Annotated in this window: 23 protein-coding genes; 3 read left to right on the top strand and 20 right to left on the bottom strand. The window is 71.5% G+C overall.

What is annotated here, in order from left to right:
• Position 1: 1 nt before the first annotated feature.
• From AB0L95_RS23725 to AB0L95_RS23665, 13 genes are all read right to left on the bottom strand, one after another.
• Positions 2 to 1,510: a lyase family protein gene (locus tag AB0L95_RS23725; RefSeq protein ID WP_365164154.1), complete on the bottom strand. Its 1,509-nt coding sequence runs from the start codon at positions 1,508 to 1,510 to the stop codon at positions 2 to 4.
• Between the two features lies 1 nt (position 1,511).
• Positions 1,512 to 2,486 carry a 4'-phosphopantetheinyl transferase superfamily protein gene (locus AB0L95_RS23720; RefSeq protein WP_365164153.1) on the bottom strand — a complete coding sequence of 325 codons (975 nt, stop codon included), beginning with the start codon at positions 2,484 to 2,486 and terminating at the stop codon, positions 1,512 to 1,514.
• The gene (locus AB0L95_RS23715; protein WP_365164152.1) at positions 2,483 to 3,571 is read right to left on the bottom strand and encodes a C45 family peptidase; all 1,089 of its coding nucleotides are present in this window, start codon (positions 3,569 to 3,571) and stop codon (positions 2,483 to 2,485) included. Before AB0L95_RS23715 ends, AB0L95_RS23720 begins: the two co-directional genes overlap by 4 nt.
• Positions 3,572 to 3,682: 111 nt before the next feature.
• Complete coding sequence (locus tag AB0L95_RS23710) at positions 3,683 to 4,606, bottom strand: 3-oxoacyl-ACP synthase (RefSeq protein ID WP_365164151.1); 924 nt, start codon at positions 4,604 to 4,606, stop codon at positions 3,683 to 3,685.
• A gap of 165 nt (positions 4,607 to 4,771) precedes the next feature.
• Entirely contained in the window at positions 4,772 to 5,209 is a 438-nt protein-coding gene (locus AB0L95_RS23705; RefSeq protein WP_365164150.1) for a MaoC family dehydratase, read from the bottom strand.
• Positions 5,181 to 5,669, bottom strand: a complete 489-nt coding sequence (locus tag AB0L95_RS23700) for a MaoC family dehydratase N-terminal domain-containing protein (RefSeq protein WP_365164148.1) — start codon at positions 5,667 to 5,669, stop codon at positions 5,181 to 5,183. Before AB0L95_RS23700 ends, AB0L95_RS23705 begins: the two co-directional genes overlap by 29 nt.
• Before the next feature lie 107 nt (positions 5,670 to 5,776).
• Positions 5,777 to 7,249 (bottom strand): UbiD family decarboxylase, encoded by a 1,473-nt coding sequence (locus tag AB0L95_RS23695; protein ID WP_365164147.1) that lies wholly within the window; start codon positions 7,247 to 7,249, stop codon positions 5,777 to 5,779.
• Positions 7,246 to 7,881, bottom strand: coding sequence for a UbiX family flavin prenyltransferase (locus tag AB0L95_RS23690; protein WP_365164220.1), 636 nt, complete (start codon positions 7,879 to 7,881; stop codon positions 7,246 to 7,248). Before AB0L95_RS23690 ends, AB0L95_RS23695 begins: the two co-directional genes overlap by 4 nt.
• Positions 7,882 to 7,978: 97 nt before the next feature.
• A complete protein-coding gene (locus tag AB0L95_RS23685; RefSeq protein ID WP_365164146.1) occupies positions 7,979 to 8,482 on the bottom strand; it encodes a hypothetical protein in 504 nt (167 codons plus the stop codon).
• Positions 8,479 to 9,027, bottom strand: coding sequence for a beta-ketoacyl synthase chain length factor (locus AB0L95_RS23680; protein WP_365164144.1), 549 nt, complete (start codon positions 9,025 to 9,027; stop codon positions 8,479 to 8,481). Before AB0L95_RS23680 ends, AB0L95_RS23685 begins: the two co-directional genes overlap by 4 nt.
• Positions 9,024 to 10,118, bottom strand: a complete 1,095-nt coding sequence (locus tag AB0L95_RS23675; RefSeq protein ID WP_365164143.1) for a beta-ketoacyl synthase N-terminal-like domain-containing protein — start codon at positions 10,116 to 10,118, stop codon at positions 9,024 to 9,026. The genes AB0L95_RS23680 and AB0L95_RS23675 overlap by 4 nt, the downstream gene beginning before the upstream one ends.
• A 246-nt stretch (positions 10,119 to 10,364) precedes the next feature.
• On the bottom strand, positions 10,365 to 11,069 hold the full coding sequence (gene fabG, locus AB0L95_RS23670) for a 3-oxoacyl-ACP reductase FabG (protein ID WP_365164142.1): 705 nt from the start codon (positions 11,067 to 11,069) through the stop codon (positions 10,365 to 10,367).
• A 562-nt stretch (positions 11,070 to 11,631) separates the two neighbouring features.
• On the bottom strand, positions 11,632 to 13,044 hold the full coding sequence (locus AB0L95_RS23665; protein WP_365164141.1) for a transcriptional regulator: 1,413 nt from the start codon (positions 13,042 to 13,044) through the stop codon (positions 11,632 to 11,634).
• Between the two features lie 686 nt (positions 13,045 to 13,730).
• Between AB0L95_RS23665 and AB0L95_RS23660 the strand changes: the two genes are divergently transcribed.
• Both AB0L95_RS23660 and AB0L95_RS23655 read left to right on the top strand, forming a co-directional pair.
• Positions 13,731 to 15,527 carry an AMP-dependent synthetase/ligase gene (locus tag AB0L95_RS23660; protein WP_365164139.1) on the top strand — a complete coding sequence of 599 codons (1,797 nt, stop codon included), beginning with the start codon at positions 13,731 to 13,733 and terminating at the stop codon, positions 15,525 to 15,527.
• A gap of 201 nt (positions 15,528 to 15,728) precedes the next feature.
• Positions 15,729 to 16,652 carry a glyoxalase gene (locus tag AB0L95_RS23655; protein WP_365164138.1) on the top strand — a complete coding sequence of 308 codons (924 nt, stop codon included), beginning with the start codon at positions 15,729 to 15,731 and terminating at the stop codon, positions 16,650 to 16,652.
• A gap of 5 nt (positions 16,653 to 16,657) precedes the next feature.
• Here AB0L95_RS23655 and AB0L95_RS23650 read toward each other — a convergent pair whose 3' ends face one another.
• The 4 genes from AB0L95_RS23650 to AB0L95_RS23635 all read right to left on the bottom strand — a co-directional run bounded on the left by AB0L95_RS23650 (position 16,658) and on the right by AB0L95_RS23635 (position 19,940).
• Positions 16,658 to 17,461: a DUF3566 domain-containing protein gene (locus tag AB0L95_RS23650; protein WP_365164136.1), complete on the bottom strand. Its 804-nt coding sequence runs from the start codon at positions 17,459 to 17,461 to the stop codon at positions 16,658 to 16,660.
• Positions 17,462 to 17,538: 77 nt separating this feature from the next.
• On the bottom strand, positions 17,539 to 18,084 hold the full coding sequence (locus tag AB0L95_RS23645; protein ID WP_365164135.1) for a hypothetical protein: 546 nt from the start codon (positions 18,082 to 18,084) through the stop codon (positions 17,539 to 17,541).
• Between the two features lie 138 nt (positions 18,085 to 18,222).
• Positions 18,223 to 19,017, bottom strand: a complete 795-nt coding sequence (locus tag AB0L95_RS23640) for an SDR family oxidoreductase (RefSeq protein ID WP_365164133.1) — start codon at positions 19,015 to 19,017, stop codon at positions 18,223 to 18,225.
• Between the two features lie 164 nt (positions 19,018 to 19,181).
• Complete coding sequence (locus tag AB0L95_RS23635) at positions 19,182 to 19,940, bottom strand: SDR family oxidoreductase (protein WP_365164132.1); 759 nt, start codon at positions 19,938 to 19,940, stop codon at positions 19,182 to 19,184.
• A 397-nt stretch (positions 19,941 to 20,337) separates the two neighbouring features.
• On the opposite strand from AB0L95_RS23635, the gene AB0L95_RS23630 reads away from it, so the two are divergent.
• Positions 20,338 to 21,147, top strand: coding sequence for a maleylpyruvate isomerase family mycothiol-dependent enzyme (locus AB0L95_RS23630; RefSeq protein WP_365164131.1), 810 nt, complete (start codon positions 20,338 to 20,340; stop codon positions 21,145 to 21,147).
• 33 nt (positions 21,148 to 21,180) lie between these two features.
• On the opposite strand, the gene AB0L95_RS23625 is transcribed toward AB0L95_RS23630, so the two are convergent.
• The 3 genes from AB0L95_RS23625 to AB0L95_RS23615 form a co-directional block, all read right to left on the bottom strand.
• Positions 21,181 to 21,675: a PaaI family thioesterase gene (locus AB0L95_RS23625; protein WP_365164130.1), complete on the bottom strand. Its 495-nt coding sequence runs from the start codon at positions 21,673 to 21,675 to the stop codon at positions 21,181 to 21,183.
• 155 nt (positions 21,676 to 21,830) lie between these two features.
• Positions 21,831 to 22,730, bottom strand: a complete 900-nt coding sequence (locus AB0L95_RS23620; protein WP_365164129.1) for a LysR family transcriptional regulator — start codon at positions 22,728 to 22,730, stop codon at positions 21,831 to 21,833.
• A gap of 113 nt (positions 22,731 to 22,843) precedes the next feature.
• Positions 22,844 to 23,722 carry a YegS/Rv2252/BmrU family lipid kinase gene (locus AB0L95_RS23615; protein WP_365164128.1) on the bottom strand — a complete coding sequence of 293 codons (879 nt, stop codon included), beginning with the start codon at positions 23,720 to 23,722 and terminating at the stop codon, positions 22,844 to 22,846.
• Positions 23,723 to 23,785 lie beyond the last annotated feature (63 nt).

Below are 23,785 nucleotides of genomic sequence, written 5' to 3'. Positions count from 1 at the left end.
CCTAGTCTTCCCGGTCGTGCGACGAGGGGGTGGGATCGGTGGGACGGGTGTACGGGTGCGGGCTGTCGGTGGCGGCCGGGGACGGGTCGCCGGCGATCACGGCGGTGGCCCGTTGTACGGCACGGTCGGTGAGGGGGACGGCCGCCCCCAGGTAGTCCTCCGGGGCGAGCAACTGCTCCAGCGGGGTGGACAGACCGTCCGCGTGTCCGGCCTCCTTCAGCGCCAGCAGGAGCGCCTCGGCCAGCGGAACACCGGCCTCCGTGGAGCGCACCGCACGGGTGACGGTCTCCTTGGCCAGCCGCCGCCCGAGGTCCGGGGAGAGCGCGACGGACAACCGCTCGGCGACCAGTCCGGTCCCGGTCAGCACCAGGTTGGCGCGGACCCGCTCCGCCGACACGACCAGGCCCTCGGCGAGTTCGGCCGCCGTGCGGGCCGCGCCGCCGGCCAGCCGCAGACACTCACGCAGCGGCTGCCACTCCGCGTGCCACGCCCCCGCGGAACGCTCGTCCTCGGTGACCACCGCCTGCTGCAGGACCAGCGCGTACACCGGCAGTTGCCGGGCCGCCGCCGCGACCAGCGTGCTCAGCACCGGATTGCGCTTCTGCGGCATCGCGGAGGACTGACCGCGGCCCGCCGCGGCGGGCTCCGCCACCTCGGCGATCTCCGTGCGGGACAGCACCAGGACGTCCGCGGCGAACTTGCCGAGCGCTCCGCCCACGAAGGCCAGTACGCCCGCCAGATCGGCGATCGGGGTGCGGGCCGCATGCCAGGGCAGCGCGGTCCCCGCCAGCCCCAGTTCGTCCGCGACGAGCTCCACGAGCCGCAGTTCGGGGTGGACCCCCGGCACACCGGCGGCGCGCAGATGGTCGTGGTACGCCGACAGCGTGCCGGCCGCGCCGCCGAGCGACACGGGCAGGCGTGTGTCGAGCAGCGCGCCGACCCGGTCATGGGCGTCGGCGATCAGGGTGAGCCAGGTGGCGGCCTTGAGCCCGAACGTGGTCGGTACGGCGTGCTGGGTCAGCGTGCGCGCGGCGGCCGGTGTGGTGCGATGGTCGCGGCTCAGGGCGGCGAGGGCCGTGCGGATCCGGCCGAGGTCGTCGTGCAGCAGCGTGAGCGCCCGGGTGGCGACCAGTATGGCCGCCGAGTCCAGGACGTCCTGGCTGGTGGATCCGGCGTGGACATGCCCGGCGGCCTCCGGGGAGACCTCCGCGACCAGTTCGGTGAGCCTCTTGACGAAGTACACGACCGGGTTGGCGGCCTCCCGCCCCCGGCGGGCCAGCTCCACCAGACCGAGCCGGCCGCTCGTCCCCGCCACGCGAATGGCCTCCGCCGTGCCCTGCGGCACCGCGCCGAGGCTCGCCTGGGCGGTGGCGAGCGCGGCCTCGAACTCGACCATCGCCAGCAGCCAGGCCTCGTCCGAGGTGACCGCTTCGACCGGCGTGCCGGCCCAGACGGGCGACAGCAGTCCGGAGTCGGTTCCGGGCGCCGGAGTCTCTTCGTCGGCGGACATGTCACCTCCTGCTGTTCTTGTCGTTGCGTGCGGGATCGGTGAAGTGCCTCTTCGGGCCTGTGATGTTCGGTTCGTACGGGGCGGTCGGCGCATGCCGGGCGTACGGGACGCTCGGTCCCGCCCCCGGTGCCGTGTCCGGTGGCGGCTCCGTCTCCGGCAGCCGCCAGGTGTTCAGGCGGACGGCCGGGGCGCTGCGGCCCCGGGTCACCACGGCCGTCATCACCCGCGCCGCCGGGGCGCCACGACCGGATGACGGCAGCTCGAACTGATCGGTGCGGCCGCACCACGGCGCGGTGCCGCCGTCGCGGATCCCGGCGAGCGCACAGCGGCGCGCCCCGGGCGGCCGATGCAGCCGTACGTCCCGCCCTCCGCGCGCGAGTCCGCGTCCGGTCGCCTTGACCGCCGCCTCCAGCAGCGTCCAGGCTGAGAAGAAGGCCTCGGGTTCGCCCAGGTCCGCCAGTGCGGGCGTGTGCGGGTAGACGGTGCGCAGTACCTTGGCGGGCGACGGGACGGGGCGCATCACCTCGACGTCGACGCCGACCGGCGCGCCGCGGCGCACCGCGACCAGCAGCACCTCCGCCGACCTCGACCAACTGACGTGCCACTGCGGGTGGTCCGGCAGCGCGGGCCTGCCGCCCGGCGCTACCGCGATCCGCAGCGTCGAGGGGTGCTCGCCGAGCGTGCGGGCGAGCACCCGGCGCACGGTGGAACGGGCCCGTACATAGGTGACCGCGGCGGCGGGGCTGCGGAACCGCTCCGCCCGCCCTGCCTCCTCCGCCGACAGCTCGCCGCGGCGGACCTCGTCGTCCCAGGCGTGCCCGGCCGCGCGCAGATCGACGAGCCACCCTTCGACACAAGGCTCCGTCGGCCGGGGTCCGGTCGCCGTGCCGTCGTGCGGGGGGCGTCCGGTCGCCGTGTCGCCGTCCGCGCGACGTCCGGTCGCCGTGCCGTCGTAGGTGGGCCGTCCGGTCGTCATGTGCCCGCCGCCCCGCTCATCTCCCCGGCCGTGAAGACCTGGGGCAGTGCCGACGGCCGGGAGCCCAGCAGATGCAGGTCGCCGACCGCCGGGCGCATCGCCACCACCGCGACGGTGCGCTCGCGGCGGATGTCGCCGTTGTCCGGCACGAAGATCGGCGGCGTCGACAGCAGGCCGAGGTGGTCCCGCGGCGACGCCGACTCCGGCAGGGCGCTCAACCGGACGGTGCACGCGTCCAGTCGGCGCAGCGAGGAGTTCTTGGCGAAGACGTTCAGCTCGTCGAAGGGAATGAACTCGGGGTGGAGGAAGTGGTTCGTGTGGACGGTCTGCGCGGCCCGGACCACATGCATCCGCCCGTCCAGGAATTCCGCGCAGGCGGCGCCGGAGGAGTCGCAGAGCGTCAGGGACCGGGAACTCGCCAGCCGCAGCCGGGAGAGCACCTCCAGCGCCTCGTCCACCGACCCGGCGCTGTCCAGGACGTGACGGACGGCGAGGTAGGGCGGCAGGCCCGGCCGCCACCGGCCGCCCAGCACGAGGTTGATGCCGACGGCCAGGCCGTCGCTGTTCATCCCGAGATAGCCGAGCAGGCCGCCGAAGCTCAGCATCAGCACGTCCCGCCGGGCCCCGGCCCTGCTGATGGACAGGACACAGGTCTGGTCGTCGAGGTTGCCGTTGAGGTCGACCGTCTGCGCCAGGACCGTGTGCGGACCGGAGCCGTCCACCCGGGCGTAGGTGGTGCAGTCGCCGTGCGGCCGCCGACGGGTGCTGCGGTAGCCGGCGATCTCCCGGCGCAGTTGGAGCAGCAGGGCCTCCGGACGGCTGATGCCCGCGCCGGCGGCCAGGCCGCGTGTCTCCTCGGCCAGCTCGGGCGTGGCGGCCTCGATCTCCTTCTCGAACTCCGTGAGGGTCGGGCCCAGCGAGGACAGGGAGACCGGGGTGTCCAGAAGGTGGTTCAGCCGGGCGAGACCGTCGTCGAGGAAGGCGCGCAGCGCCGTGGCGCGGGCGGCGCCGTGCTGCCGCCCGAGTTCGAAGGGGTCACCGGTCAGCCGGAGGAAGGGGGCCGGACCGGACGCGGTCGTGGTCACCGGGCCACCCCCAGGGCGGCGCGGCGTCCGGCCGGCGTACGGCGTGACGGCCCGGCTGCCGCGGCGGTCCTCATCCGGACCCAAACCATGATCGGACACCTCTTTTCGACGTCAGGCGAGCTTGCGGAGCAGGACGCCGTGCCGGGCGCCCGGAACGCTGGAGGCCAGCAGATACAGCCCGTCGGGCTCCTGTTCGCCCGAGGCGAGGAGGTCGACGAGGTTGATCAGGGGATCGGCGGCGAAGCAGTGGCCGAGCCGCTCGATGTTGCCGGTACGCGTCTGTGCGGCCGAGAAGCCCGCCTGGCGTTCCTTCATCGTCACCAGCGGCCGGACCAGGTTGGCGGGAAGCAGCGCGGTGATCTTCTCCGGCGGTATTCCGGTGGCGCGTTCCAGCTCCGTGTTGACGGCGACGGCGAGCCGGGAGTCGATCTGGTCGCGCAGCCCGAGCACCGCGGCGTCCTGGGCCGAGGCGGACGCGAGGACCGCGAAGCCGTCGGGGCCCTCCTCGGCGCTCACCAGGCAGCTGGCCGCACCGTCGCTGAACAGCGCGAACTTCTCCAGCCGTACGGCCTCGTCGCGGATCCGGTCCGCGGTCACCACCAGGATCCGGCGCTGGCTTCCGGCACGGACGAGCGACGCGGCGACGTGAAGGGCCGCGAGCAGGTTGTTGCACCGGTTGAGCGTCATACCGAAGGCGAACGACACGTTGGGCAGCGCCAGTCCGCCCAGCACCGCGCCTAGGAAGCCGGCGTGGTCGTCGACGGAGCCGGGGAAGGAGCTGGTGCACACGATCACTCCGTCGACCGACCCGGGTGCCGCGCCGGAGGCCTCCAGGGTTGCGTTGCCGCTGGCGACGGCGAGTTCGACCGTGCTGCGTTCGGTGCGGAAGTAGCTCCCCCAGCCCCAGGTACGGGGGGCCACGGGGATGCCGTAGTGCGCCGCGCGGGATGCGAGGTCCGTGAGGGCGGTGTGGGGTTCCTCGATCTCGCCCAGGACATAGCGGGGCGCGACGAGGAAAGCCGGTGAACTGCTCATCCGTCCTGTATTCCGTTCGCTTGGCAGTCGAATGAGGGACCGTCGGCCGCTCTCGGCACGCGTCCCCTTGGGTCATGGGTCCGTCGCGGGTTCGTTGTCGACTTCGTCGTGAGTCGCGTCGTGGATCTCGTGGCGGGTTCGGTCGGTTCGCAGGGGGGCGGTCCGTCACGAAGGCAGTCGTACGACCGCTCGTGCCTCGCTGAGCACCTTGGCGCCGCCGCTCGTCACCACGAGGTCGATGCGGACGCGGGCGTCGTCGAGCTTGGCCGCGATCCGGCCCCGGACCTCGACCGTCGCGCCGTCTTCGTCGTCCGGCACCACGACCGGCTTGCTGAAGCGGGTGCGGTACTCGAGGATCGCGCCCGGGTCCCCCACCCACTCGGTGATCGTGCGGGCGGCCACGGCCATGGTGAGCATGCCGTGGGCGATGACATCGGGCAGGCCGGCCTCGCGCGCCACCCTCGGGTTCCAGTGGACGGGGTTGAAGTCCTCGGAGGCGCCCGCGTACCGCACGAGGTCGGTGCGGGTGACCGTGACCGTCCTGGCGGGGAGTTCGGTCCCCACCTCCACGTCGTCAGCGCTGATCGTCACGCTGGTCGTCATCGCGCTCACCGCCCTCCACGGCACTCAGGGATACAAAGGTCATGTGCGTGGTGACGACATGTGAGCCGTCGACGTCCGCCAGGTCGGCGCGCAGACCGAGAACGTCCCGGCCGCGCAGCGTCTGGGCCCCCGTGATCTCCAGGGTGGTGACCAGGCGGTCGCCCGCCCGGACCGGCCGGGTGTAGTCGAACCGCTGGTTGCCGTGGATGAGGTAGGTGGGGTCAAAGCCGATGTCCTCGTAGCGGAACACCTCCTCCATCGCCTTGACGACCACGATGAACGGGAAGGTGGGCGGGGCGAGGACGTCCGGGTGCCCGAGGCTCTGTGCCGCCGCCGGCTCCGTGTACACGGGAGCGGGGTCGCCCACCGCCTCGGCGAAGCGCCGGATCGTCTGCGGCTCCACGGGGTAGGGCTGTGCGGGCGGGTACGTCGTCCCGACGCACTTCGGGTCGAGCGCCATGTCGCTCCATCGGTGGAAGGTCGGAAAGGGTGTCGTGCGGACCGCGGCGGTCGGCCGGTCGTCGCGGAGCGCGGGGGCCGACGGCCGTGCCTCGGCCGTCGGTGCGGTCAGTCGTCCCAGTGGTCGATGACCTTGCGGCGGACGTCGGCCGGGTACGCCTGGGCGAAGGAGCTGTGGTGCAGCCGACCCTCGCCCCAGGCGGGGAGCAGACCGTCGTGGACGACGCTCGGGCCGCGCATCGCCTTGCGCTCCTCCTCCGAGTAGCAGGCCATGAACGGCAGGACCACGCCGTCCCAGGCCGCGCTCCGCTCCTTCGGGTGCAGCCGGGTCGCGAGCGCCCACAGCAGGTCGGCCTCGTTCGCGGGGTCGATGTCGTCGTCGAGCACGAAGGTGACGGGCATCATCGCGCTGGGCCCGCCGCTGTTGTGGATGACCTCGCCGATGCGCCGTACGAACTCCGTGGAGTCGACGCCCGGGAGGGTGGCGCGCCAGTCCTCGGGCACGGTGACCACGGTCCAGTGCATGGCCGCGAGGAACGGCATCCACACGGTGGTGACGGGCAGGCCCGCACGGCGCAGGGCGTGCAGCACGTTGGCGGCCCGTCCGGTGCCGGTCACGGTGTGGTACTCGTCCGCCGGCCGGCCCTCGGCGACGACCGGCCAGATCGGACGGTCGCGGTAGGTGATCGCCTCCACCGAGTACACCGGCTGAAGCGAGGTCTGGGTCGAGGCGTATCCGGCGTACTCGCCGAACGGGCCCTCCAGGCTGTCCCGTCCCACCGAGAGGTGACCCTCGATCACCACCTCGGCGTGCGCGGGGACTTCCAGGTCGATGGTCTCGCAGCGGACGACGTCGATCGGCTCGCCGTGCAGCGCGCCGATGTAGCCCGCCTCGTCCACGCCCCTGGGCAGGGGGATGCCGCCCACGAACGGGATGGCGGGAGCACCGCCCTGCACCAGGGCGTACGGCATCGGTTCGCCCCGCTCCGCCCAGGCCTGCCAGACCAGGCCGAGATGCTGAGGCGGCACCACCAGTCCGGTCATGCGCTTGCCGTCGAGCTTCATGATCCGCGAGATGGACCAGTTGGTCCACGCCCCGTCGGGCGTCTTCGCGATGATGACACCCCAGGTGTTCAGATAGTCCCCACCGTCCCCCTCGTGGATGCGGGGCACGGCGAAGTGGTCCAGCGTCGCCTCGTCCCCGAGCAGCACGTTCTGCTTGCACGGAGCGTCCTCACGGGGCACGGTGCGCGGCGGCACGGGCGCGGCGTCGCGGGTGCGCACCAGATGCTCCACCAGCGCGACCGCGTCGGCCTCGGGCGGCAGGCCCACCGACAGCGCGAGCCGGGCCAGCGGCATGTCCGGCCGGGCGCTCACCCCGGCGGGCGCGCCGAAGAGCCGCATCCCGATCCGGTCCTCCGTGACGTTCGTGAACAGGGGTGCGGGGGCGCGCAGTTCGTAGGATCGCCGGGTGTGGGCCGCCACTTCGAGGTCCGCGCTCACCGGCCGACTGATGGTCTTCAGATCGCCGAGGGCGGCGAGTGCGTCGGTGTACGCACGCAGGTCGACGATGTGGCTCATGGGGTCGGCCCTCCGGGGGAGTTCGCGATGACGGGCTGACGGTCGATACCGGCCGCGGGGAAGCCGGCGTCCGGGAGCCCCTGCCACCGGCGGGCGCGGTGCGAGGCGATGCCGAACTGGTCGAGGACCCGGGCGACGATGTGGTCGACCATGTCGTCGACGGTGGACGGGTGGTTGTAGAAGGTCAGCATCGGCGGCAGGACCACCGCGCCCCTGCGGGACAGCGTCAGCAGATGGTCGAGGTGGTTGTCGCCGAGCGGGGTCTCGCGGGGTACGAGGACGAGCTTGCGGCGCTCCTTGAGCGTCACGTCGGCGGCCCGGGCGACGAGGCCGTCGGCGTACCCGGTCCTGATGGCCGCCAGGGTCTTCATGCTGCACGGCATGACGATCATGCCGTCCACGGGGAACGAGCCCGACGCGATCGCGGCGCCCTGGTCGTCGGGGGCGTACGACACATCGGCGAGCGCGGCCACCTGACGTGCCGTGAGGTCGCTCTCGGCCTTCAGGGTCGCGCGCGCCCATCGGCTCATCACCAGGTGCGTCTCCACCCCCTCGTGGAGCCGCAGCTCCTCGAGCAGCCGGACGCCCAGCAGCACTCCGGTGGCACCGGTGATGGCCACGACCAGTCGCATCGACTGCACCTCGCTCCTTCGCTGTGGCTGTCGGACCTGTCCGTCGTCCGGGCTCCGCGGCCCCTGGGCGCGGTACGTCCCGCGCGAGGGCCGGCGGCTACTTCAGACAGGCGCGGAAGCGGCAGGCCGCCTCCCCGTCGCGCATGCACGCGACGACCGCGTCGTCGGCCTTGACCTTCAGACCCTCGAACCAGCCGGCGCGCAGATCCAGGCACGGGCACTGGTAGCCCTCGAGCGACCGGCTGGCCGCGAGCATCTTCAGCGCGAAGTGCTCGCTGACGACGGTGTCCCAGGTGCCGTCCTCGTCGAAGTCGGCGGAGTCGAGTCGCACCATCGAGGAGAACATCAGACGGGCCAGCGCTTCGAGGGTCTCGGCCACCTCCTTCGGCGTGGGCTCCGCGGGCACGGGGTGACGGCGGCTGTAGAGGGTGGCGACCCGCCGGGCGACGAACTTCATCACCTCGGCGTTGAGTTCGTTGGCGACGTCCTGGCCGAACCGGCTCTTGACCGCCTGGTACCAGCGGGCGTCATGCAGCCACCAGGACTGCCGCAGCAGGGCGATCTCCGTGGACAGCGGGAACTCCAGTCCGGTGTCCGTCATTCCGTGCCCTCCTCTCGGTGCGCTGCGGGAGTGCCCACGAGCAGCGCCTCCGCGCGGTCCGACTCGCCGTCGCGCGTGGCCAGTTCGACCAGCACCACCAGGACGTCCGAGGCGCTGCCGTCCTCGATGAGCAGCTCCGCGAGTTCCAGGCCCTCGGCGAGCGGGTCGCCGGCCGGGCTGATGCAGATGACCGGCCCCCCGAGCCCCCAGCGCGCCGAGACGACGCCGAGGACGGCACTGGGCACCGATTGGTAGAAGAGCAGCGGCGATGCCTTCGTGCCGGAGTCCACCGATCCGGTGACGGCGGCCTCGGTGGCCATGTCACCGAGCCGCGAGACCATGACCATCCCGGTACGGCCGGCTCGTTCGGGGGGCGCCGGCGGCTCGCCCCAGTGACCGCTCAGACAGCGGTCCGCGACATGGGCGATGATCGGGCCGAACGGCGAGGCGGTGAACCCCGGGAGGTTCGGCGGCTGTTCGCGGTCCCCGTCGGTGGGCCAGGCGACGTGGTGCAGTGTGGTGGGCTTGGCTGTCGTGGTCGTCATGCCGCGCTCACCACCAGCGCGGTGTTGGCGCCGCCGAAGGCGGAGTTGAGGCTGATGACATGCTGTGCCTCGCGCTCCCTCGGGGTGTCCAGGACGAGATCGAGCCGGCAGTCGGGATCGGGCCCGAGGTATCCGGAGTTGACCGGCAGGCGCCCGGACCGCAGGGCGAGGACGCTGATGACGAACTCGACCATGCCCGCGGCCTGGAGGGCGTGCCCGTGCATCGACTTGGTCGAGCTGACGGGGATCCGCTCCGCGTGTTCGCCGAAGGCGCGGTGCAGTCCCGCGGTCTCGGCGGAGTCGTTGTACGGCGTACCAGTGCCGTGGGCGTTGACGTAGTCGAGGTCCGACGGCTCCAACCCGGCTCGGGTGAGGGCGAGTTCGATCGAGCGGGCCATGCCGAGGCCCTGGGGATGCGGCTGGCAGACATGGTGCGCGTCTCCGGCCATGCCCCAGCCGTCGAGGTAGGCCAGCGGGCTCATCTCCTCGCGGCTGTCCGCCGCCTCCAGGACGACCGCACCGGCCCCGTCGCCCAGCAGCAGGCCCTTGCGGCCGGAGCTGAAGGGCCTCAGCCGGCCGTCGGCGGCCAGTGCCTTGCCGGCGTTGAAGGTGGTGAAGGACTCGGCGTCCACCAGATGACCGGCGACCACGACCACCCGGTCCTGGCGGCCGGAGGAGATCAGGGCGCCCGCCTCCGCGATGGCGGCGCTGGCGGCGACACAGGCGTTGATGTAGGTGCGTCCGGCGGAACCGAAGCCGCACTCACGTGCCAGCCACTGCGCGGTCTCGCTGATGGGCCTGGACTCCTGTTCCTCCCGGGGCAGGCGGGACACGGCGGGATCCGCGTGCCGGGCCGCGACCAGGAGTGTGCCCGTCCGCTCCTGCTCGCCGAGGCCGGCCTGCTTGCAGGCCTCCTCGGTCAGCGTCTTCAGCTCCGTGTCGAGGTCCAGCTCGGCCGCGCCCTGGGCGGCGACGCCGACCCGGTACCTGCTCGTGTCGAACCGGGTCACGGGGACGAAGGCGGGGACTCCGGAGTAGATCCCGTCGCGCAGCACGTCGACACCATGTCCGTAACCCGTGGTGACCGCCATCCCGGTGACGGCGACCCTCCTGCCGGCTTGGCCGGATCCAGTTTGCGGGTTCACCTGTAGCCTCCCAGCGTCGGTGCGATTCGCCCGTGAGTCATGTCGAACGGCCCGAAGAAATGGCCTCGTCTGTTTTCGGCCGGGCGAGCCGAATTCTTTGTTGCCTCTTTGGGGGAACAAAGGCTTCCGGTCACCGGAGCTTTGCCGCGGTGTTCGTCATGGATGCCGGACGTTCAGATGACCGGATACGCATCAGTGCCCCATTCCCATGCCGCCGTCCACGGGGATTACCGCGCCCGTGACATAGGCGGCCTCGGGCGAGGCCAGGAACTGGACCGCGGCGGCCACCTCGTCCGGGTCCCCCATGCGACCGAGCGGGACCTGGCCCACGATCTTCTTGCGCTGTTCGTCGTTGAGCGCCGCGCTCATGTCGGTGTCGGTGAGCCCGGGCGCGACCACGTTCACCGTGACGCCACGCGGGGCGAGTTCACGGGCCAGCGAGCGGGCCATGCCGATCAGACCCGCCTTCGACGCCGCGTAGTTGACCTGCCCGGCGACACCGCTGAGCGCGGCGGTGGAGGAGATGATGACGACCCGTCCCCCCTTGACCCGCACCAGACGCCGCACGGCGCGCTTGAGCACCCGGTAGGTGCCCGTGAGATTGGTGTCGATGACCGATGTGAAGTCCTCCTCGGTCATCCGCATCAGCAGGCTGTCCCGTGTGATGCCCGCGTTCGCCACCAGGACCTCGACCGGACCGTGGGCCGCCTCGACCTTCTCGAACGCCTCGTCCACGGTGGCGGGGTCCAGCACATCGCAGGGCACCGCGAGCAGTCCCTCGGGGGCCCGGCCCGAGCGACTGGTCACCGCCACCCGGTCACCGCCGGCGCTGAGCCGCCGTGCCACGGCCAGACCGATTCCGCGATTCCCGCCGGTAACCAGGACAGAACGGCTCATGGGTAAATCTCCAGCCTGATGGTCGTGATGGTCGCGAAAAACGTCCAGAACGCTGCCCGATCCACACCGCACGGCGAATCTCGCGCCCTTGGCGCACGAGTTCTGTGGGGTCCGTGTGGCTTGGCGGGAGGGGCACCGAAATCTCATCGCAACGCCCCGGAATTTTCCACAGGCACCCGTGTGCTTCGGACGTGCCTCGCGGCCGGGCGGCTCCACGGGACACACCGGAGGCACATTGCTCCGGCATTGACTCGGCACGGGGAGAGTTGCTACCGAGCGCTACGGCGTCGGAGGCTCGCCGCCCCGCCGGCCGCCATCCCCCTCGAAAAGCACTCGGCCGCCCAGTCTGTGCCGGGCGGCCGAGTGCCGTGTCACCGCGGGAGCCGGGAACTCACCCTCGGTCTCCTCGTGGTCGGTGGTGCTGCCTGTTCTGTTCCTGTCTGTTCCCGTCGTCGTCTGACGACCTGTGGCACCGCCGCTCGCGCCGGGATCGGCGGCCGGTCGTCGTACTCGGCTCGCTCACCGCCGCGGGACGGTGACGCGCAGGCCGGGCCGCGACCGTTCAGGCGGAGTCGAGGAACCTGGTGACCTCCGGCAGATGCGCGTAGGCCCGCAGGGCGAGCCGCACCCGCTCGGACGCCGCCGCCCGCACACCCCCGAGCAGGGTCGCCGCCCTGCTCGCAGACTCCGCACCACCGGTGGCGTCGCCCAGCGCGACCTGCGTCTCGGCGGCACGCAGCAGATACATGGCGTGCACACACGGGGGCAGTTCCAGATTCGGATGGTGCTCGGACAGGACCGGCTCGAAGTGCTTGATGGCACGGTCGGGCTGATCGAGGTCGAGCAGGGACACCGCGTCCATGCAGCTGAGCCAGTCCTCGGACCGCAGCGGCAGGATCCGGATCCCGCCCGAAGAGGCCGCCGTGGTCAGCGCGTGGCGCCCCACGGTCAGTGCCCTTCTGCGACTCAGATCGTCCCCGCGCTGCGCGTGGACACGGGCCGACTGCGTGTGCAGGAGCGCCAGCAGAGTCGGGTCCTTCACATGCATCTGGTTGCGGCGCAGCAACTTCTTGACCGCCTCCAGCAGTTCGGCGGCCTCCTCGTGCAGACGCAGATCCAGGTACTGGCCGACATGCAGGGTGACGATCGCCGCCGCCGTCTCGGGGTCCTTGGCGGCGGTCGCGCACCGCAGTGCCGCGACGTAGTACCGCTGCGCACCGACGTGCTGGCCCTGTAGCCGAGCGATGAAGCCGCACACCGCCAGCCCCTCGGCCGCGAGGACCAGCAGGTCCCGGCCCTTGTGCAGGGCCTCCGGCGCGGCGAGGAAGTGGTCGGCCAGATGCCGCAGTTCGAGTTCGCTGGCGGCCACCAGCCAGCCGGCGGAGAAGTTGGACGCGAACCGGTGGAGAGTGCGCAGCCGGGTGCAGGCCTCCAGCACGGATTCCGTCTCGCCGGCCAGACCGGGCCCCCGCCTCCGGGCTGCGGCCAGGAGGGTGGGATCCGCAGGAGTCGTGGCCATCTCCTCGGCCATGGCGTCCAGCCAGTTCTCCATGAGTGACCTCGCGGCCCAGCCGGTCGCCAGGAGGTACTCCTGCTGGGGCTCCTCGCGCCCGGCTATCGCATCGAGTATCGCTTCGGGGACGGCCGATGTCGTCCAGGGTAATTCCAGCTGTCGTGCATCCCCGTTGGCCAGGTGCAGCCAGTCCGGCCAGTCCAGTCTCAACACCTCCTCGTGGGGGACCGCGTGGATGTGCGCTATGGCGAGCTGAGCGGTGCGCTCCGGCACGGCACGGCCGGACTCCCAGCGGGAGACCTTTTCGCGCCGCGCGGCCATCTGGCCGAATCCGAGTTCCGCGTGGGTTCGGGCGATCAGGCGCGCGTACTCGCCGTGGGTGAAACCGGCCTTGGAGCGCAGAACGGCCAGAGGATGGCGGTGGCGGTTCGTCGAAGCTACAGTTCTCGTTTGGCTGTACATTGCGTGGTACCTCTCGGTTGAAACGTTCTTCGTTCTGCCGACACCACCGAAGATCGGGCGGTCGTGCCGAAGGTCGTCGGCTGTGGTACGGAGCACGGGTCTCAACTTCGCACAGGGCAGATCGGTGTCGTACGCGGCGCGCGTGCGGCCATCACTGAGGAACCGCTCCCGCGCCGAGATCGAGCCGAAGCCTTTCTCGGAACCGTCACGATCCAGCCGCGCTCACAGCGAGTGCTCCCGTCCGACGCCGACCCGAGCCGGAGCCGGGGCCGGGCGAGGCGCTGAGGCGCGGCGGCACCGGGTGGTCCCCGGCAGCCGGGGGTCATGGCGCAGTCCCCCGTCCGTCCCCTCGGCACGCGCACACTCCCTCCTCAACTGGCCGAAAGAGCCAGGTTAGTTCGTCATTACCGATCGGTAGAGGAACCATGCGAACAGACTAGGATCGGGCATGCCCTCCATGACAGAGGAATCGGGCCTTCCTGATCAACCCCCCGGCCATGTGAACATGAAGACTCCGGAAAGGCCTTCACGAAGTGTGCACGTCCGGCATCTGTACCGCTTCACTTACCGGCTGGTAGGGTCCGCTTACGGCTGGTTCCGTGCGGGCCGTCGAATACAAGCCCTTGACACGGCCCAGCCGATGCCGCAGCCGACACCGATGTCGCCGCCGACAAGGAGCAACAGCCTTGCGTGAGTTCAGCGTTCCGGCCTTATACGACGTTCCCCCGGACGGTAATCTGACGCAGGTCGTCGTCCGTAACGCGGCCGAGTTCCCCGACCGGGCCGTGCTCGCCCGCAAGGTGTCCGGACAGTGGCGGGATGTCACCGCGACCGCCTTCCTCGCCGAGGTGCGCGCCGTCGCCAAGGGGCTGATCGCCTCCGGTGTCCAGCCCGGGGAGCGGGTGGCGCTCATGTCCCGGACCCGCTACGAGTGGACGCTGCTGGACTACGCCATCTGGGCCGCCGGCGCGGTCTCCGTCCCCGTCTACGAAACCTCCTCCGCCGAGCAGGTGGAGTGGGTCATCGGCGACTCCGGCGCGGTGGCCTGCGTGGTGGAGACCGAGGTGCACCAGGGGATCGTGGAGCAGGTGCGCGAGCGGGTCCCCCTGATGAAGAACGTCTGGCAGATCGACGCGGGCGGGGTCGACGAACTCGTCGCGCTCGGCACTGATGTGACGGACGCTCAGGTCGATGAGCGGATCGCGTCGGCCGGTGCGGACTCGCTCGCCACCATCGTCTACACCTCCGGCACCACCGGGCGGCCCAAAGGGTGCATGCTCACCCACCGCAACTTCCTCGCGGAGTGCGGGAACACCATCGCCCGGATGAAGCCGATCTTCGCGGAGGACTCCTCCGTACTGCTCTTCCTGCCGCTCGCGCACGTCCTCGGCCGGGTCGTCGAGATCGGGGCCATGATGGCGCCGGTGAAACTCGGGCATGTCAGCGACATCAAGGACATCACCGCGGAACTCGCCTCCTTCCGGCCCACCTTCCTGCTGGGCGTGCCGCGCGTCTTCGAGAAGGTGTACAACTCGGCCCGGGCTCAGGCCCGTTCGACCGGCAAGGGCAAGATCTTCGACCAGGCCGTGGACACGGCCATCGAGTACAGCAGGGCGCTGGAGACCTCGTCCGGGCCGGGCTTCCCGCTGCGGCTGCGTCACAAGCTTTTCGACCGGCTGGTCTACGGCAAACTGCGCGCGGTCCTCGGCGGACGCGCCCGGCACGCCATCTCCGGCGGCGCCCCGCTCGGCGAACGCCTCGGCCACTTCTACCGCGGACTCGGCTTCACCGTGCTCGAAGGCTACGGTCTGGCGGAGTCCTGCGCGGCCACCACGCTCAACCCGTGGGACCGGCAGAAGATCGGCACGGTGGGGCTGCCGCTGCCGTGCAGCACAGTGCGCATCGGCGAGGACGGCGAGGTGCTGCTGCAGGGCGAGCATCTCTTCAGCGGGTACTGGAACAACGAGGAGGCGACCGCCGCGTCGCTCGTCGACGGCTGGTTCCACACCGGCGACCTGGGTTCCCTGGACGATGAGGGCTATCTCCGCATCACCGGGCGGAAGAAGGAGATCATCGTCACCGCGGGCGGCAAGAACGTCGCTCCGGCCGTGATCGAGGACCGTATCCGGGCTCATGCGCTGATCGCCGAGTGCATGGTGGTCGGGGACGGCAAGCCCTTCGTCGCCGCCCTGGTGACCATCGACGAGGAGTTCCTGCCGCGCTGGGCCGAGCAGAACGGCAAGCCCAAGGGGGCGTCCCTGGCGGAACTCCGCGACGACCCCGAGCTCCTCGCCGAGATCCAGGGCGCGGTGGACGACGGCAACGCCGCGGTGTCCAAGGCCGAGTCCGTGCGCAAGTTCCGAATCCTGGACCACCAGTTCACCATGGACTCCGGTCATCTGACCCCGTCCCTGAAGCTGAAGCGCAATGTGGTGCTCCGGGACTTCGCCGACGAGATCGAGGCCCTCTACACCTCCAGGTGAGGCGACATCCGTCGCCGGCAACCGTCAGGAGGAAGCCCCCGGCCAACGCCCCGGGGGCTTCTTCGTGAGGCCCGGGAGCACGGCAGCCCGTCTTCACTCTGAGACATGAAGGCGTGCGCTCATAAGACAGATGACGGCCCGTCACCTATCTACGGTGGGGACTCGACCCTCACTTCGGACGCACCCCGGAAAGGAACATCCATGAGGTGGCGTTCTGCTGTCTTACTGCTCTCCGCCGCACTGGCCGCATCGCTTCTGTCCGCCCCGGCCGAGGCGACACCGCCGCCCGCCGCCCATGCCTCGGCCGCGAACCGCCCGATCTCGGTGGGCCCGCAGTACGACACGACACACGTGTATGTCACACCGGGCTCGCTCCAGGCGTTCGTGACGAGTTGGGAGAGCACCTTCGGCGGTACGAACACCGCGGCGGTGCTCACCGATGTCACCCCCACCCCCAGCCGTACCCTCTCGGAACTGGTCCTCTCCCCGGTCGGCACGCTGTCGGTCTTCGACTTCCAGACTCCGATTCCCTATCCCTTCGGGGTGGAGCGCACCGGCTGGCTGACCACGGATCTCGATGCGGCCGTGAAGTCGGCGCTGTCGGCGGGTGCCGATGTCGAGGTGGCCCCGTTCGACGATCCCATCGGCAAGGACGCCGTCATCGAATTCCCCGGCGGGATCCACACCCAGCTGTACTGGCACACCACTCCACCGCACTACGCGCCCCTGGCGACGGTGCCGGAGAACCGGCTCTACGTCTCGGCCTACGCGGCGTCCGCCTTGCTGCGGTCCTGTCTCCGCTTCACCCGGGCCCACATCACGTCGGACAACCACAAGGCCGACGGCGCCGCGATCGGTCTGCCCGGCACGACGTACCGCCGGATCGCGATCGAGTCGGGATTCGGCAAGACCGTGGTGACCGTCACCAACGGCCATCTGCCGTACCCCTTCGGCCGTGAGCAGACCGGCTACGAGGTGAGCGACCTGACCGCGACACTGGACAAGGCCCGGGCGGCCGGCGCCACCGTGCTGTGGGGGCCGGTCACGGCGGGGGGACGCACCAGCGCCCTCGTGCAGTTCCCGGGCGGCTACATCGCCGAGATCCACGGCACCGCACTCCGCTGACACCCCTAGGGCCGGGGCCGGCGACCGTCCTCGTCGGGCGCGGCGTCGGACTCCGTCTCCGGCCGGCCCGAAGGTTCTTCGGCGAGTGTCATCTCGACCCCGCCGACGACGGCCGACGACCAGTTGAAGAGGAAGGCGACCAGCGTCGCCAGCGCGGTGGTGAGGCCCACCTCCGCCGTGACGACGACGACGGTGAGGCCGACGGTGGTCTCCCAGCCCAGCGACACCACCGGTTCCTGGCCCAGCACGGTCAGCATGATCGCGACCACCCCCACCATGACGATCACGCACAGCCCCAGACCCGCGGACACCAGGAAGCTCGTCTTCATCACCGACCAGGGCTCGGCCTTGGATATCCGCAGCCGTACCTTGCGCCATCGCGGTACGCGGCCGGTGACCGGCGGCCATCGTCGACGCCGTTCGGCGGCTGTCCCGGGTGCCTCCCCGGCCTTGGCTGCCTCGTCGTCCGCGCCGCCGACGGCCCGGGAGGCTTGCCGGTCCGGTCGCCCCGGCGGGCCGTCCGTCGCACGGCGATCGGATGCCGGGCGGTGCGGATGCTGCGGCGCCGTGGTGCCGGGTGTCGACCGGTGTGCCGCGGGCGGGGCGTGCGGCGGGGCGGCGTCTTCTCCGGGTTGCCCGCGCCGGCCGCTCTCCGCGGCAGGCGGCCGGGCCCCGGTCCTGCTCCCGGCGGCCTGTGCGCCGTCGTGGCGGTGATCGCGTTCGCGCTGTCGGCCGCGGTCCGCGTCGGAGGCGCCGTTCCCGGCGGCTTTCCGCCGTCCGGTGTTCGTCGGACGCTTGCCCTGGCTCATGCATCCTCCTCGTGCTTCACGCAGCGGCCCCTCGCGGCACCGTCGGGCACGCCCGGGCGACGGTATGGGTCGGACCCTCAGCCGGCCGTCCGGACACCGCCCTTGGTGACGGAGGCGAGGTGGTGGCCCGTGACACGGCCGATCTCGTGCCAGAAGGGCCTGGCCGTCAGATACACGCCCAGGGCGGACAGCACTCCGAGGGAGACATCGACACTGATCCGGCCCTGCTTGGCCCAGTAGACGTCCTGCAGGTCCAGCAGCAGCGCGAACTCGTCGCAGATCAGCGCCGTTCCGCAGCCGTAGGCGGCCGCCACGGCGGGATGTCCGACGGCCCGCTCGTCCCCGCGCACGGCGATCAGTCCCAGACCGGCGAGCGTGACGATCCCGAAGTTGTAGTGGTGCAGATGCTCTCCGCCCGCGGAGATGTTTCCCCAGGGCAGCCATCCGCCCCGGATGCCATGCGTGATGACCCGCACGGTGGCGAAGGTGACCCCGAAGGACGTCCAGGTGATCAGCAGCGAACGCTGCACGGGGGTGAGATGCCGGTCCGCTGCCTGTCGCCACCGCCGTACGAGAGGCAGACCGGCCGGGCCGCGGCGGCGGCGGATGGTGGTGGTACGCATGGTCGAGGGCCTCCCATGCCGAACGGGCACCACGCACGACCGCGCGGCGCCCGGTGCCGTCCCCCACTGAGGTGCGGTTCAGACGCTATGTGCACACCCGGGCTTCCGCATCTCAGGGCGCCACGCGCGGGATTCGGTTCACGGCAGGATGGCGTCGACGTATCCGCCGTCGACACGCAGCGCGCCGCCGGTGGTGGCGGAGGCCTGGTCGGAGCTGAGGTAGACGGCCATATGGGCGATCTCCTCCGGCTCGATCAGCCGCTGCAGCAGCGACTGCGGCCGGTGCTCACGCATGAAGACACGCTGGGCCTCGTCCCAGGGCAGGTCGCGGTCGACGAGTTCGTAGACGAAGTCCTCGACGCCTCCGGTGTGGGTGGCGCCCGCCAGGACACAGTTCACCGTGACGCCGGTGCCCGCGGCCTGCTTGGCGAATCCCCGGCCCACCGCGAGGAGCGCCGTCTTGGTCATGCCGTAGTGGATCATCTCGGCGGGGATGACGACGGACGAGTCACTGGCGATGTACTGGACGCGCCCCCAGCCGCGCTCGCACATGGCGGGCAGACACAGACGGGTCAGCCGCACCGCGGCCAGGACGTTGACCTCGAAGTAGTGCCGCCATTCGTCATCGGTGATCTCCAGGGCGTCCTTGGCACCGAAGATGCCGAGGTTGTTGATGAGGATGTCGATGTGCGGCAGTGCCTCGACGGCCTGGCGCGCGCCCTCCTCGGTGGTGACGTCCGCGGCGACGGGCACCACATCGGCTCCCGGCACCTCGCGGGTCAGGCGCGCGACGCTGTCGGCCACGCGGTCGGCGGAACGGCCGTTGACCCCCACCCGGGCTCCGGCCCGGGCCAGGCCCGCGGCGATCGCGGCGCCGATGCCCTGCGTGGAGGCGGTCACCAGGGCGGTACGGCCCTTCAGATCGATCTGCATTCTCGTCACAGCCCTTTCGTGTGCGTGCACTGGACTGGGTACCCGTGACGCCGCCCCGGCACGGGAGTTCCGAGACCACGCCCCCCGGATGGCCGCCTCGCCCACCGGGGGCCCCGGCCCTGCCCCCGGTGCGCGCCATCTGCTGAGCACCGGGGGCTGCGACATCACACCGCGGTGCGGCCACCGTCGACGGGAAGCACCGCGCCGTGCACAAAGCCGGCGGCGTCGCTCGCCAGGAAGACGATGCTCGCGGCGATCTCCTCGGGGGAGGCCGGCCGTCCGGCCGGGGCCTCAGCGGCAAGGCCGTCCAGACCGTCGCCCAGCGCTGCGGTCCCCTCGGTGCGGGTGGGACCGACGGCAACGGCGTTGACACGGACCCCGCGGGGGCCGTACTCGGCGGCCCACGACTTGGTCAGCAGGTTGACCGCGGCCTTGCTGGAGCCGTACAGCGCCATCCCGGCCACACCGTACTCGGAGACCATGGTGCTCACATTGACGATCGCGCCCTTGCCGCGCTCCGCCATGGCCGGTGCCAGCGCGGCGACCAGGAAGAACTTCGCCCTGACGTTCAGCGCGAAGACGGAGTCGAACTCCTCCTCGGTGACCTGGTCCGTGGGCTTGAAGGGGTACACGCCCGCGTTGTTCACCAGGATGTCCACCCGCCCGCCGCCCAGCTCGGTGGCCCGGCGGGCCAGTTGTCGCGCCTCCTCGGCGCTCCCCAGTCCGGCGGCGACGAAGTCTCCCTTGCCGCCGTGTTCCCGGATGGTGGCGACGACGGCCTCACCGCGCGCCCGGTCGCGGCCGGCCACCAGGACATGAGCGCCCCGCTCGGCCAGCGCGACCGCGGTGGCGGCCCCGATTCCACTGGTCGCGCCGGTCACCAACGCGACGTTTCCGTCCAGGGACAGAGACAGAGAAGTCATGGCTGTGCCTTTCACGTTTCGATGCTTCGAATCAGCAACTGCGGGGTGGGACGGCAGAAGTCGTCCGATCGAGCGGGAGGCCGTCGCCGGCCCACGCTTCATGCGCATGCAGGTGGGCGGTGCCTCGCCGCGTGCCTCGGTCCCGGCGTGCGGCCGGCCCGTCAGGTCGATGGGCCCATGCCACCACAGGGCGCGCTCCGGCGGCCACCGACGGCCACAGGCATCTCTTATGACCGCCCTCGGCCATGGTTCTGGCTGGTGGGATGCCCTGCGACCGGCGGGGATGTTGGCTTTTCCCGTACGGCCGTCACGCCGTAGCAAGGCCGGCAGCCTTCCGTGACGACCGTCCGTACCCCAGGGGCGAAGTCCGTGCCCCCTCCGGGGCGAAGGAGGAACCATGACACAAGCCGTCACCCCCGCCACGACAGCCCCCGACTCCTGGCTGTCGGCGCTGCATGGCAGTTCCGAGCACCTGGCCGCGGTGGTCGAGGGCCTTTCCGAGGAGGCACTTGCCCGGCCGTCCTTCGCCCAGGGATGGAGCGTCGCCCAGGTGCTGTCCCATCTCGGAAGTGCCGCCGAGATCTGCACCGCCCTCGTGCTGCGCGGACTCGCCGACGACCTCACGCCTCCCCGGCAGGAGGACAACGTGCCGGTCTGGGAACGCTGGAACGCCATGGCCGGGCCGGAGCTGCGCGCTGCCTGGCGGGAGGCGGACAGCCGGCATCTGAGCCTGCTGGACGCACTGGACGACTCCGCGCGGTCCTCCTTGCGGGTCCCCTACTTCAGCGGCCCGCTCAGCGTGCTGGAGTACGTCGGCTACCGGCTCTCCGAGCAGTCCGTGCACGCCTGGGACGTGGACATCGCGCTGAACCCCGCGGCGGTGATCCCCGCCGCGGAGGTCGATCTGCTGTGGGACCGGCTGGACCTGGTGGCGACGCGCTTCCGGGACGCGCACACGCTGAGCCGGCTCGCCCCCGGCAGCATCGCGGTGCGGCTCACCGACCGGCCGCGCACGCTGTGTCTGCTGCTGGGAACCGAGCTGCACATCTACCCGTGCGAGGCCGCCGAGCCGACGGGCACGCTGTCCGGTTCCGCGGAGGCTGTGCTGCGCCTGGTCTACGGCCGGAACCGGCCCGAAGAGGACGGCGTCACCGCGACGGGCGCGGCCACGCTGCCTGATCTGCGCTCGCTCTTCCCCGGGTACTGAGCGGGGTGTGCGCCGCGCGTGGCCGCGGCGCCCTCAGGCCCCGGGCGTCGGGAACAGGACGCAGCTGCTGGTGGCATGGGCGAGCAGACGGTCCGCGCTGTCGAGCAGCTGGGCCTGGGCGAGGGCCGTACGACGGCCGCTGCTGAGCACGGTGCCCACGGCCCGTACCTCGCCCGTGTCCACGGTGACCGGACGCAGGAACTTCACCGTCAGATCCAGCGAGGTGTACGCCATGCCGAGGGGCAGGGTGGAGTGGACGGCGCATCCGGCCGCGGAGTCGAGGAGGGTCGCGAAGACGCCGCCGTGCACACTGCCGATCGGGTTGTAGTGCTCCTCGCCCGGAACCAGCGAGAAGACCACACGCCCCTGCTCCACCTCGGAGAGCACCAGGCCCAGCGTCGCGATGACGGGCGGGGGCGGCAGGCTCCCGGCCAGCAGCTCATGCAGGAACTCGAGCCCGGACATACGGCCCGCGGCCTCTGCGGTGACTGCGGGGTCCTCCCATTCGTACGTACGTGATCTCCCCATGGCCCGGGCCCCTCCTCGTTCGACTTCGCCAGGCGAAGCTAACTGCCCCACGGGCTGACTGTCAATGACGAAAGTCAGCGGTTCCGCCCTGGTGGGAGGGGCCGGCCCGAGAGGAACGGCGACCGCTGTCCGGCCGTCACGCCCGTCGGCGCAGATCAGTCGCCGGGCGGCTGTTCGAAGGCGGCGACGAGGCGGCCCAGGTCCTGTCGTCGTGAGTCGGCCGGCCACACCGCCCACGTCCGGCGGACGAGCGGGTGGCCGGTCAGCGGCGACCACGCCACACCGTCGGGAATGGGCTGCGACCAGTCCGGCGGCGCCAGCGCGAAGGCCCGGCCGGCGCTGACGGCCGCCAGTTTCACCTCCGCGATCAGCCGCTGTCCCTCGGGGGCCTGCGTCCCCAGATCAAGGCCGTGGCTGCGCAGGATCGCGGTCAGCTCGTCGTACCACGCCGGGCTGTCGGAACGGGGGAAGGCCACCCACTGCAGACCGGCCAACCCGTCGAGCGCGATCCCCTCCTCCGTGGCCAGTTCCGCCGCCTGCTCCGCGGCCAGCAGCACGCCGAGCCGCTCCCTGTTGACCAGCATCGCGTCGAACTCCCGCCCGGTCGGACGTTCCCGCAGCAGTCCCACGTCGAGTTCACCGGCGTGCAGCGCCGCCAGTTGCTCCGACGTGGACAGGTGCCGTGCCTCGACGCGGGTGTCGGGACAGGCCTCGGTGAGTTCCGTGAGCGCGGGACTCAGCAGACGGGACGGGAACTCCAGCGGAATGCCGATCCGCAGGACCCCGCCGCCCCCTTCGCTGTACCGGGCCAGCGTGCGCAACGCCTGATCGCGCCGCGCGAGCACCGCACGCGCCTCCCCCAGCAGGGCGGCACCCGCGTCGGTGGGCCGCACCCCGGTGCTGCTGCGGACCAGCAGCTTCACTCTGAGCTGACGCTCCAGACCGCTGACTGTCTGGGACAGCGCCGGCTGGCTGACATGCAGCCGGCGGGCCGCGGCCGAGAAACCCCCCTCCTCGACCACCGCGACAAAGGCATGCAGCTCCCGCAGTTCCATGGGCCCATCGCACCACGGCCGGAACGTCCGGGCCACGGTCGGCCAGAGGCATGCGTGATGGGGTCCATCCACGCAACGCATGGCCGATCAGCCAGGGAAGCCGCCGCGTTCCCTCAGCACAGTACGGCGAGCGCCCCGGGCAGCACCCTGGCCGTGACGGGGAGGACGGCATCGACCTCGCCGTCAGTGCCGTAGGGAATGCTCCGGTCGGCCTCGATGCGGACCTCGCTGCCCCGCACGATCCGCACCTCCCGCCGGTGGACGTGGGCCCCCGACTTCAGCTCGTTCATCAGGGTGAAGAACAGCCGGCGCGGCGCCTCGCGGATCATCACCACGTCGAGCAGCCCGTCGTCGACGCGGGCGTCGGGGGCGATGATGCGGCCAGAGCCGTAGTAGGCGGAGTTGGCGGCCACGACGGTGTAGCCGCGGTGTGTCAGTTCCTCGCCGTCGACGGTGACCCGGTAGGCGGCCGGGCGCCAGGTGGCGACGGCCCGCAGTCCGCCCGCGTAGTAGGAGGCGGCGCCCTTCAGGAGGGTGGAGTGGTTGGCGTGGCGGTTGGCGAGCGCGTCGACGCCCGCGTAGACGCTGCCCAGGGCGACGCTACGGCCGAGGGCGGACTCCACTTCGATGGTGTCGACCGAGCGGGGGGCGTGGTCCAGCAGCACCCGGGCCAGTGCGTCCGGCTCGGTGGGCAGGCCGAGCGCGCGGGCGAAATCGTTGCCGCGCCCGGCCGGGACCAGACCGAAGAGCGTGCCGGTGCCGCTCAGGGCCCCGCCGATGCCGCCGACGATGCCGTCCCCGCCGACGGCGAGGACGACCCGCCGCCGCGCCCCGGCCTCCCGGGCGAGCTCCTGGGCGTGGGGCAGGCTGCGGCTGTACTCGGTGTGCAGCTCGGCCCCGGCCTCCCGCAGCAGCCGGGCCACCTGGAGAAGCACCGCCACCCCGGCGGATCCGCCGGCGGCGGGGTTGACGATGGCGGTGAACTGTCGCATCGGTGTGCCTCCGAGGGCGCCTGACGGGTCGTGGACGGAACGATCGGGTTGGGGTGCTGGGGG

It is taken from the genome of Streptomyces sp. NPDC052036, assembly GCF_040680495.1.
Lineage (GTDB): Bacteria > Actinomycetota > Actinomycetes > Streptomycetales > Streptomycetaceae > Streptomyces.
Note: the sequence above shows the minus strand (reverse complement) of the source record. Positions and strands in the feature narration are given on the sequence as shown.

What these genes read in the sequence shown, in the direction of transcription:
- AB0L95_RS23695 (WP_365164147.1), bottom strand. Translation starts at nt 7,249, where the DNA reads ATGAGCCACATCGTCGACCTGCGTGCGTACACCGACGCACTCGCCGCC.
- AB0L95_RS23640 (WP_365164133.1), bottom strand. Translation starts at nt 19,017, where the DNA reads ATGCAGATCGATCTGAAGGGCCGTACCGCCCTGGTGACCGCCTCCACG.
- AB0L95_RS23685 (WP_365164146.1), bottom strand. Translation starts at nt 8,482, where the DNA reads ATGACGGACACCGGACTGGAGTTCCCGCTGTCCACGGAGATCGCCCTG.
- AB0L95_RS23635 (WP_365164132.1), bottom strand. Translation starts at nt 19,940, where the DNA reads ATGACTTCTCTGTCTCTGTCCCTGGACGGAAACGTCGCGTTGGTGACC.
- AB0L95_RS23725 (WP_365164154.1), bottom strand. Translation starts at nt 1,510, where the DNA reads ATGTCCGCCGACGAAGAGACTCCGGCGCCCGGAACCGACTCCGGACTG.
- AB0L95_RS23690 (WP_365164220.1), bottom strand. Translation starts at nt 7,881, where the DNA reads ATGCGACTGGTCGTGGCCATCACCGGTGCCACCGGAGTGCTGCTGGGC.
- AB0L95_RS23655 (WP_365164138.1), top strand. Translation starts at nt 15,729, where the DNA reads ATGAGGTGGCGTTCTGCTGTCTTACTGCTCTCCGCCGCACTGGCCGCA.
- AB0L95_RS23720 (WP_365164153.1), bottom strand. Translation starts at nt 2,486, where the DNA reads ATGACGACCGGACGGCCCACCTACGACGGCACGGCGACCGGACGTCGC.
- AB0L95_RS23675 (WP_365164143.1), bottom strand. Translation starts at nt 10,118, where the DNA reads ATGGCGGTCACCACGGGTTACGGACATGGTGTCGACGTGCTGCGCGAC.
- AB0L95_RS23625 (WP_365164130.1), bottom strand. Translation starts at nt 21,675, where the DNA reads ATGGGGAGATCACGTACGTACGAATGGGAGGACCCCGCAGTCACCGCA.
- AB0L95_RS23680 (WP_365164144.1), bottom strand. Translation starts at nt 9,027, where the DNA reads ATGACGACCACGACAGCCAAGCCCACCACACTGCACCACGTCGCCTGG.
- fabG (WP_365164142.1), bottom strand. Translation starts at nt 11,069, where the DNA reads ATGAGCCGTTCTGTCCTGGTTACCGGCGGGAATCGCGGAATCGGTCTG.
- AB0L95_RS23620 (WP_365164129.1), bottom strand. Translation starts at nt 22,730, where the DNA reads ATGGAACTGCGGGAGCTGCATGCCTTTGTCGCGGTGGTCGAGGAGGGG.
- AB0L95_RS23705 (WP_365164150.1), bottom strand. Translation starts at nt 5,209, where the DNA reads ATGACGACCAGCGTGACGATCAGCGCTGACGACGTGGAGGTGGGGACC.
- AB0L95_RS23665 (WP_365164141.1), bottom strand. Translation starts at nt 13,044, where the DNA reads ATGTACAGCCAAACGAGAACTGTAGCTTCGACGAACCGCCACCGCCAT.
- AB0L95_RS23615 (WP_365164128.1), bottom strand. Translation starts at nt 23,722, where the DNA reads ATGCGACAGTTCACCGCCATCGTCAACCCCGCCGCCGGCGGATCCGCC.
- AB0L95_RS23650 (WP_365164136.1), bottom strand. Translation starts at nt 17,461, where the DNA reads ATGAGCCAGGGCAAGCGTCCGACGAACACCGGACGGCGGAAAGCCGCC.
- AB0L95_RS23630 (WP_365164131.1), top strand. Translation starts at nt 20,338, where the DNA reads ATGACACAAGCCGTCACCCCCGCCACGACAGCCCCCGACTCCTGGCTG.
- AB0L95_RS23645 (WP_365164135.1), bottom strand. Translation starts at nt 18,084, where the DNA reads ATGCGTACCACCACCATCCGCCGCCGCCGCGGCCCGGCCGGTCTGCCT.
- AB0L95_RS23700 (WP_365164148.1), bottom strand. Translation starts at nt 5,669, where the DNA reads ATGGCGCTCGACCCGAAGTGCGTCGGGACGACGTACCCGCCCGCACAG.
- AB0L95_RS23710 (WP_365164151.1), bottom strand. Translation starts at nt 4,606, where the DNA reads ATGAGCAGTTCACCGGCTTTCCTCGTCGCGCCCCGCTATGTCCTGGGC.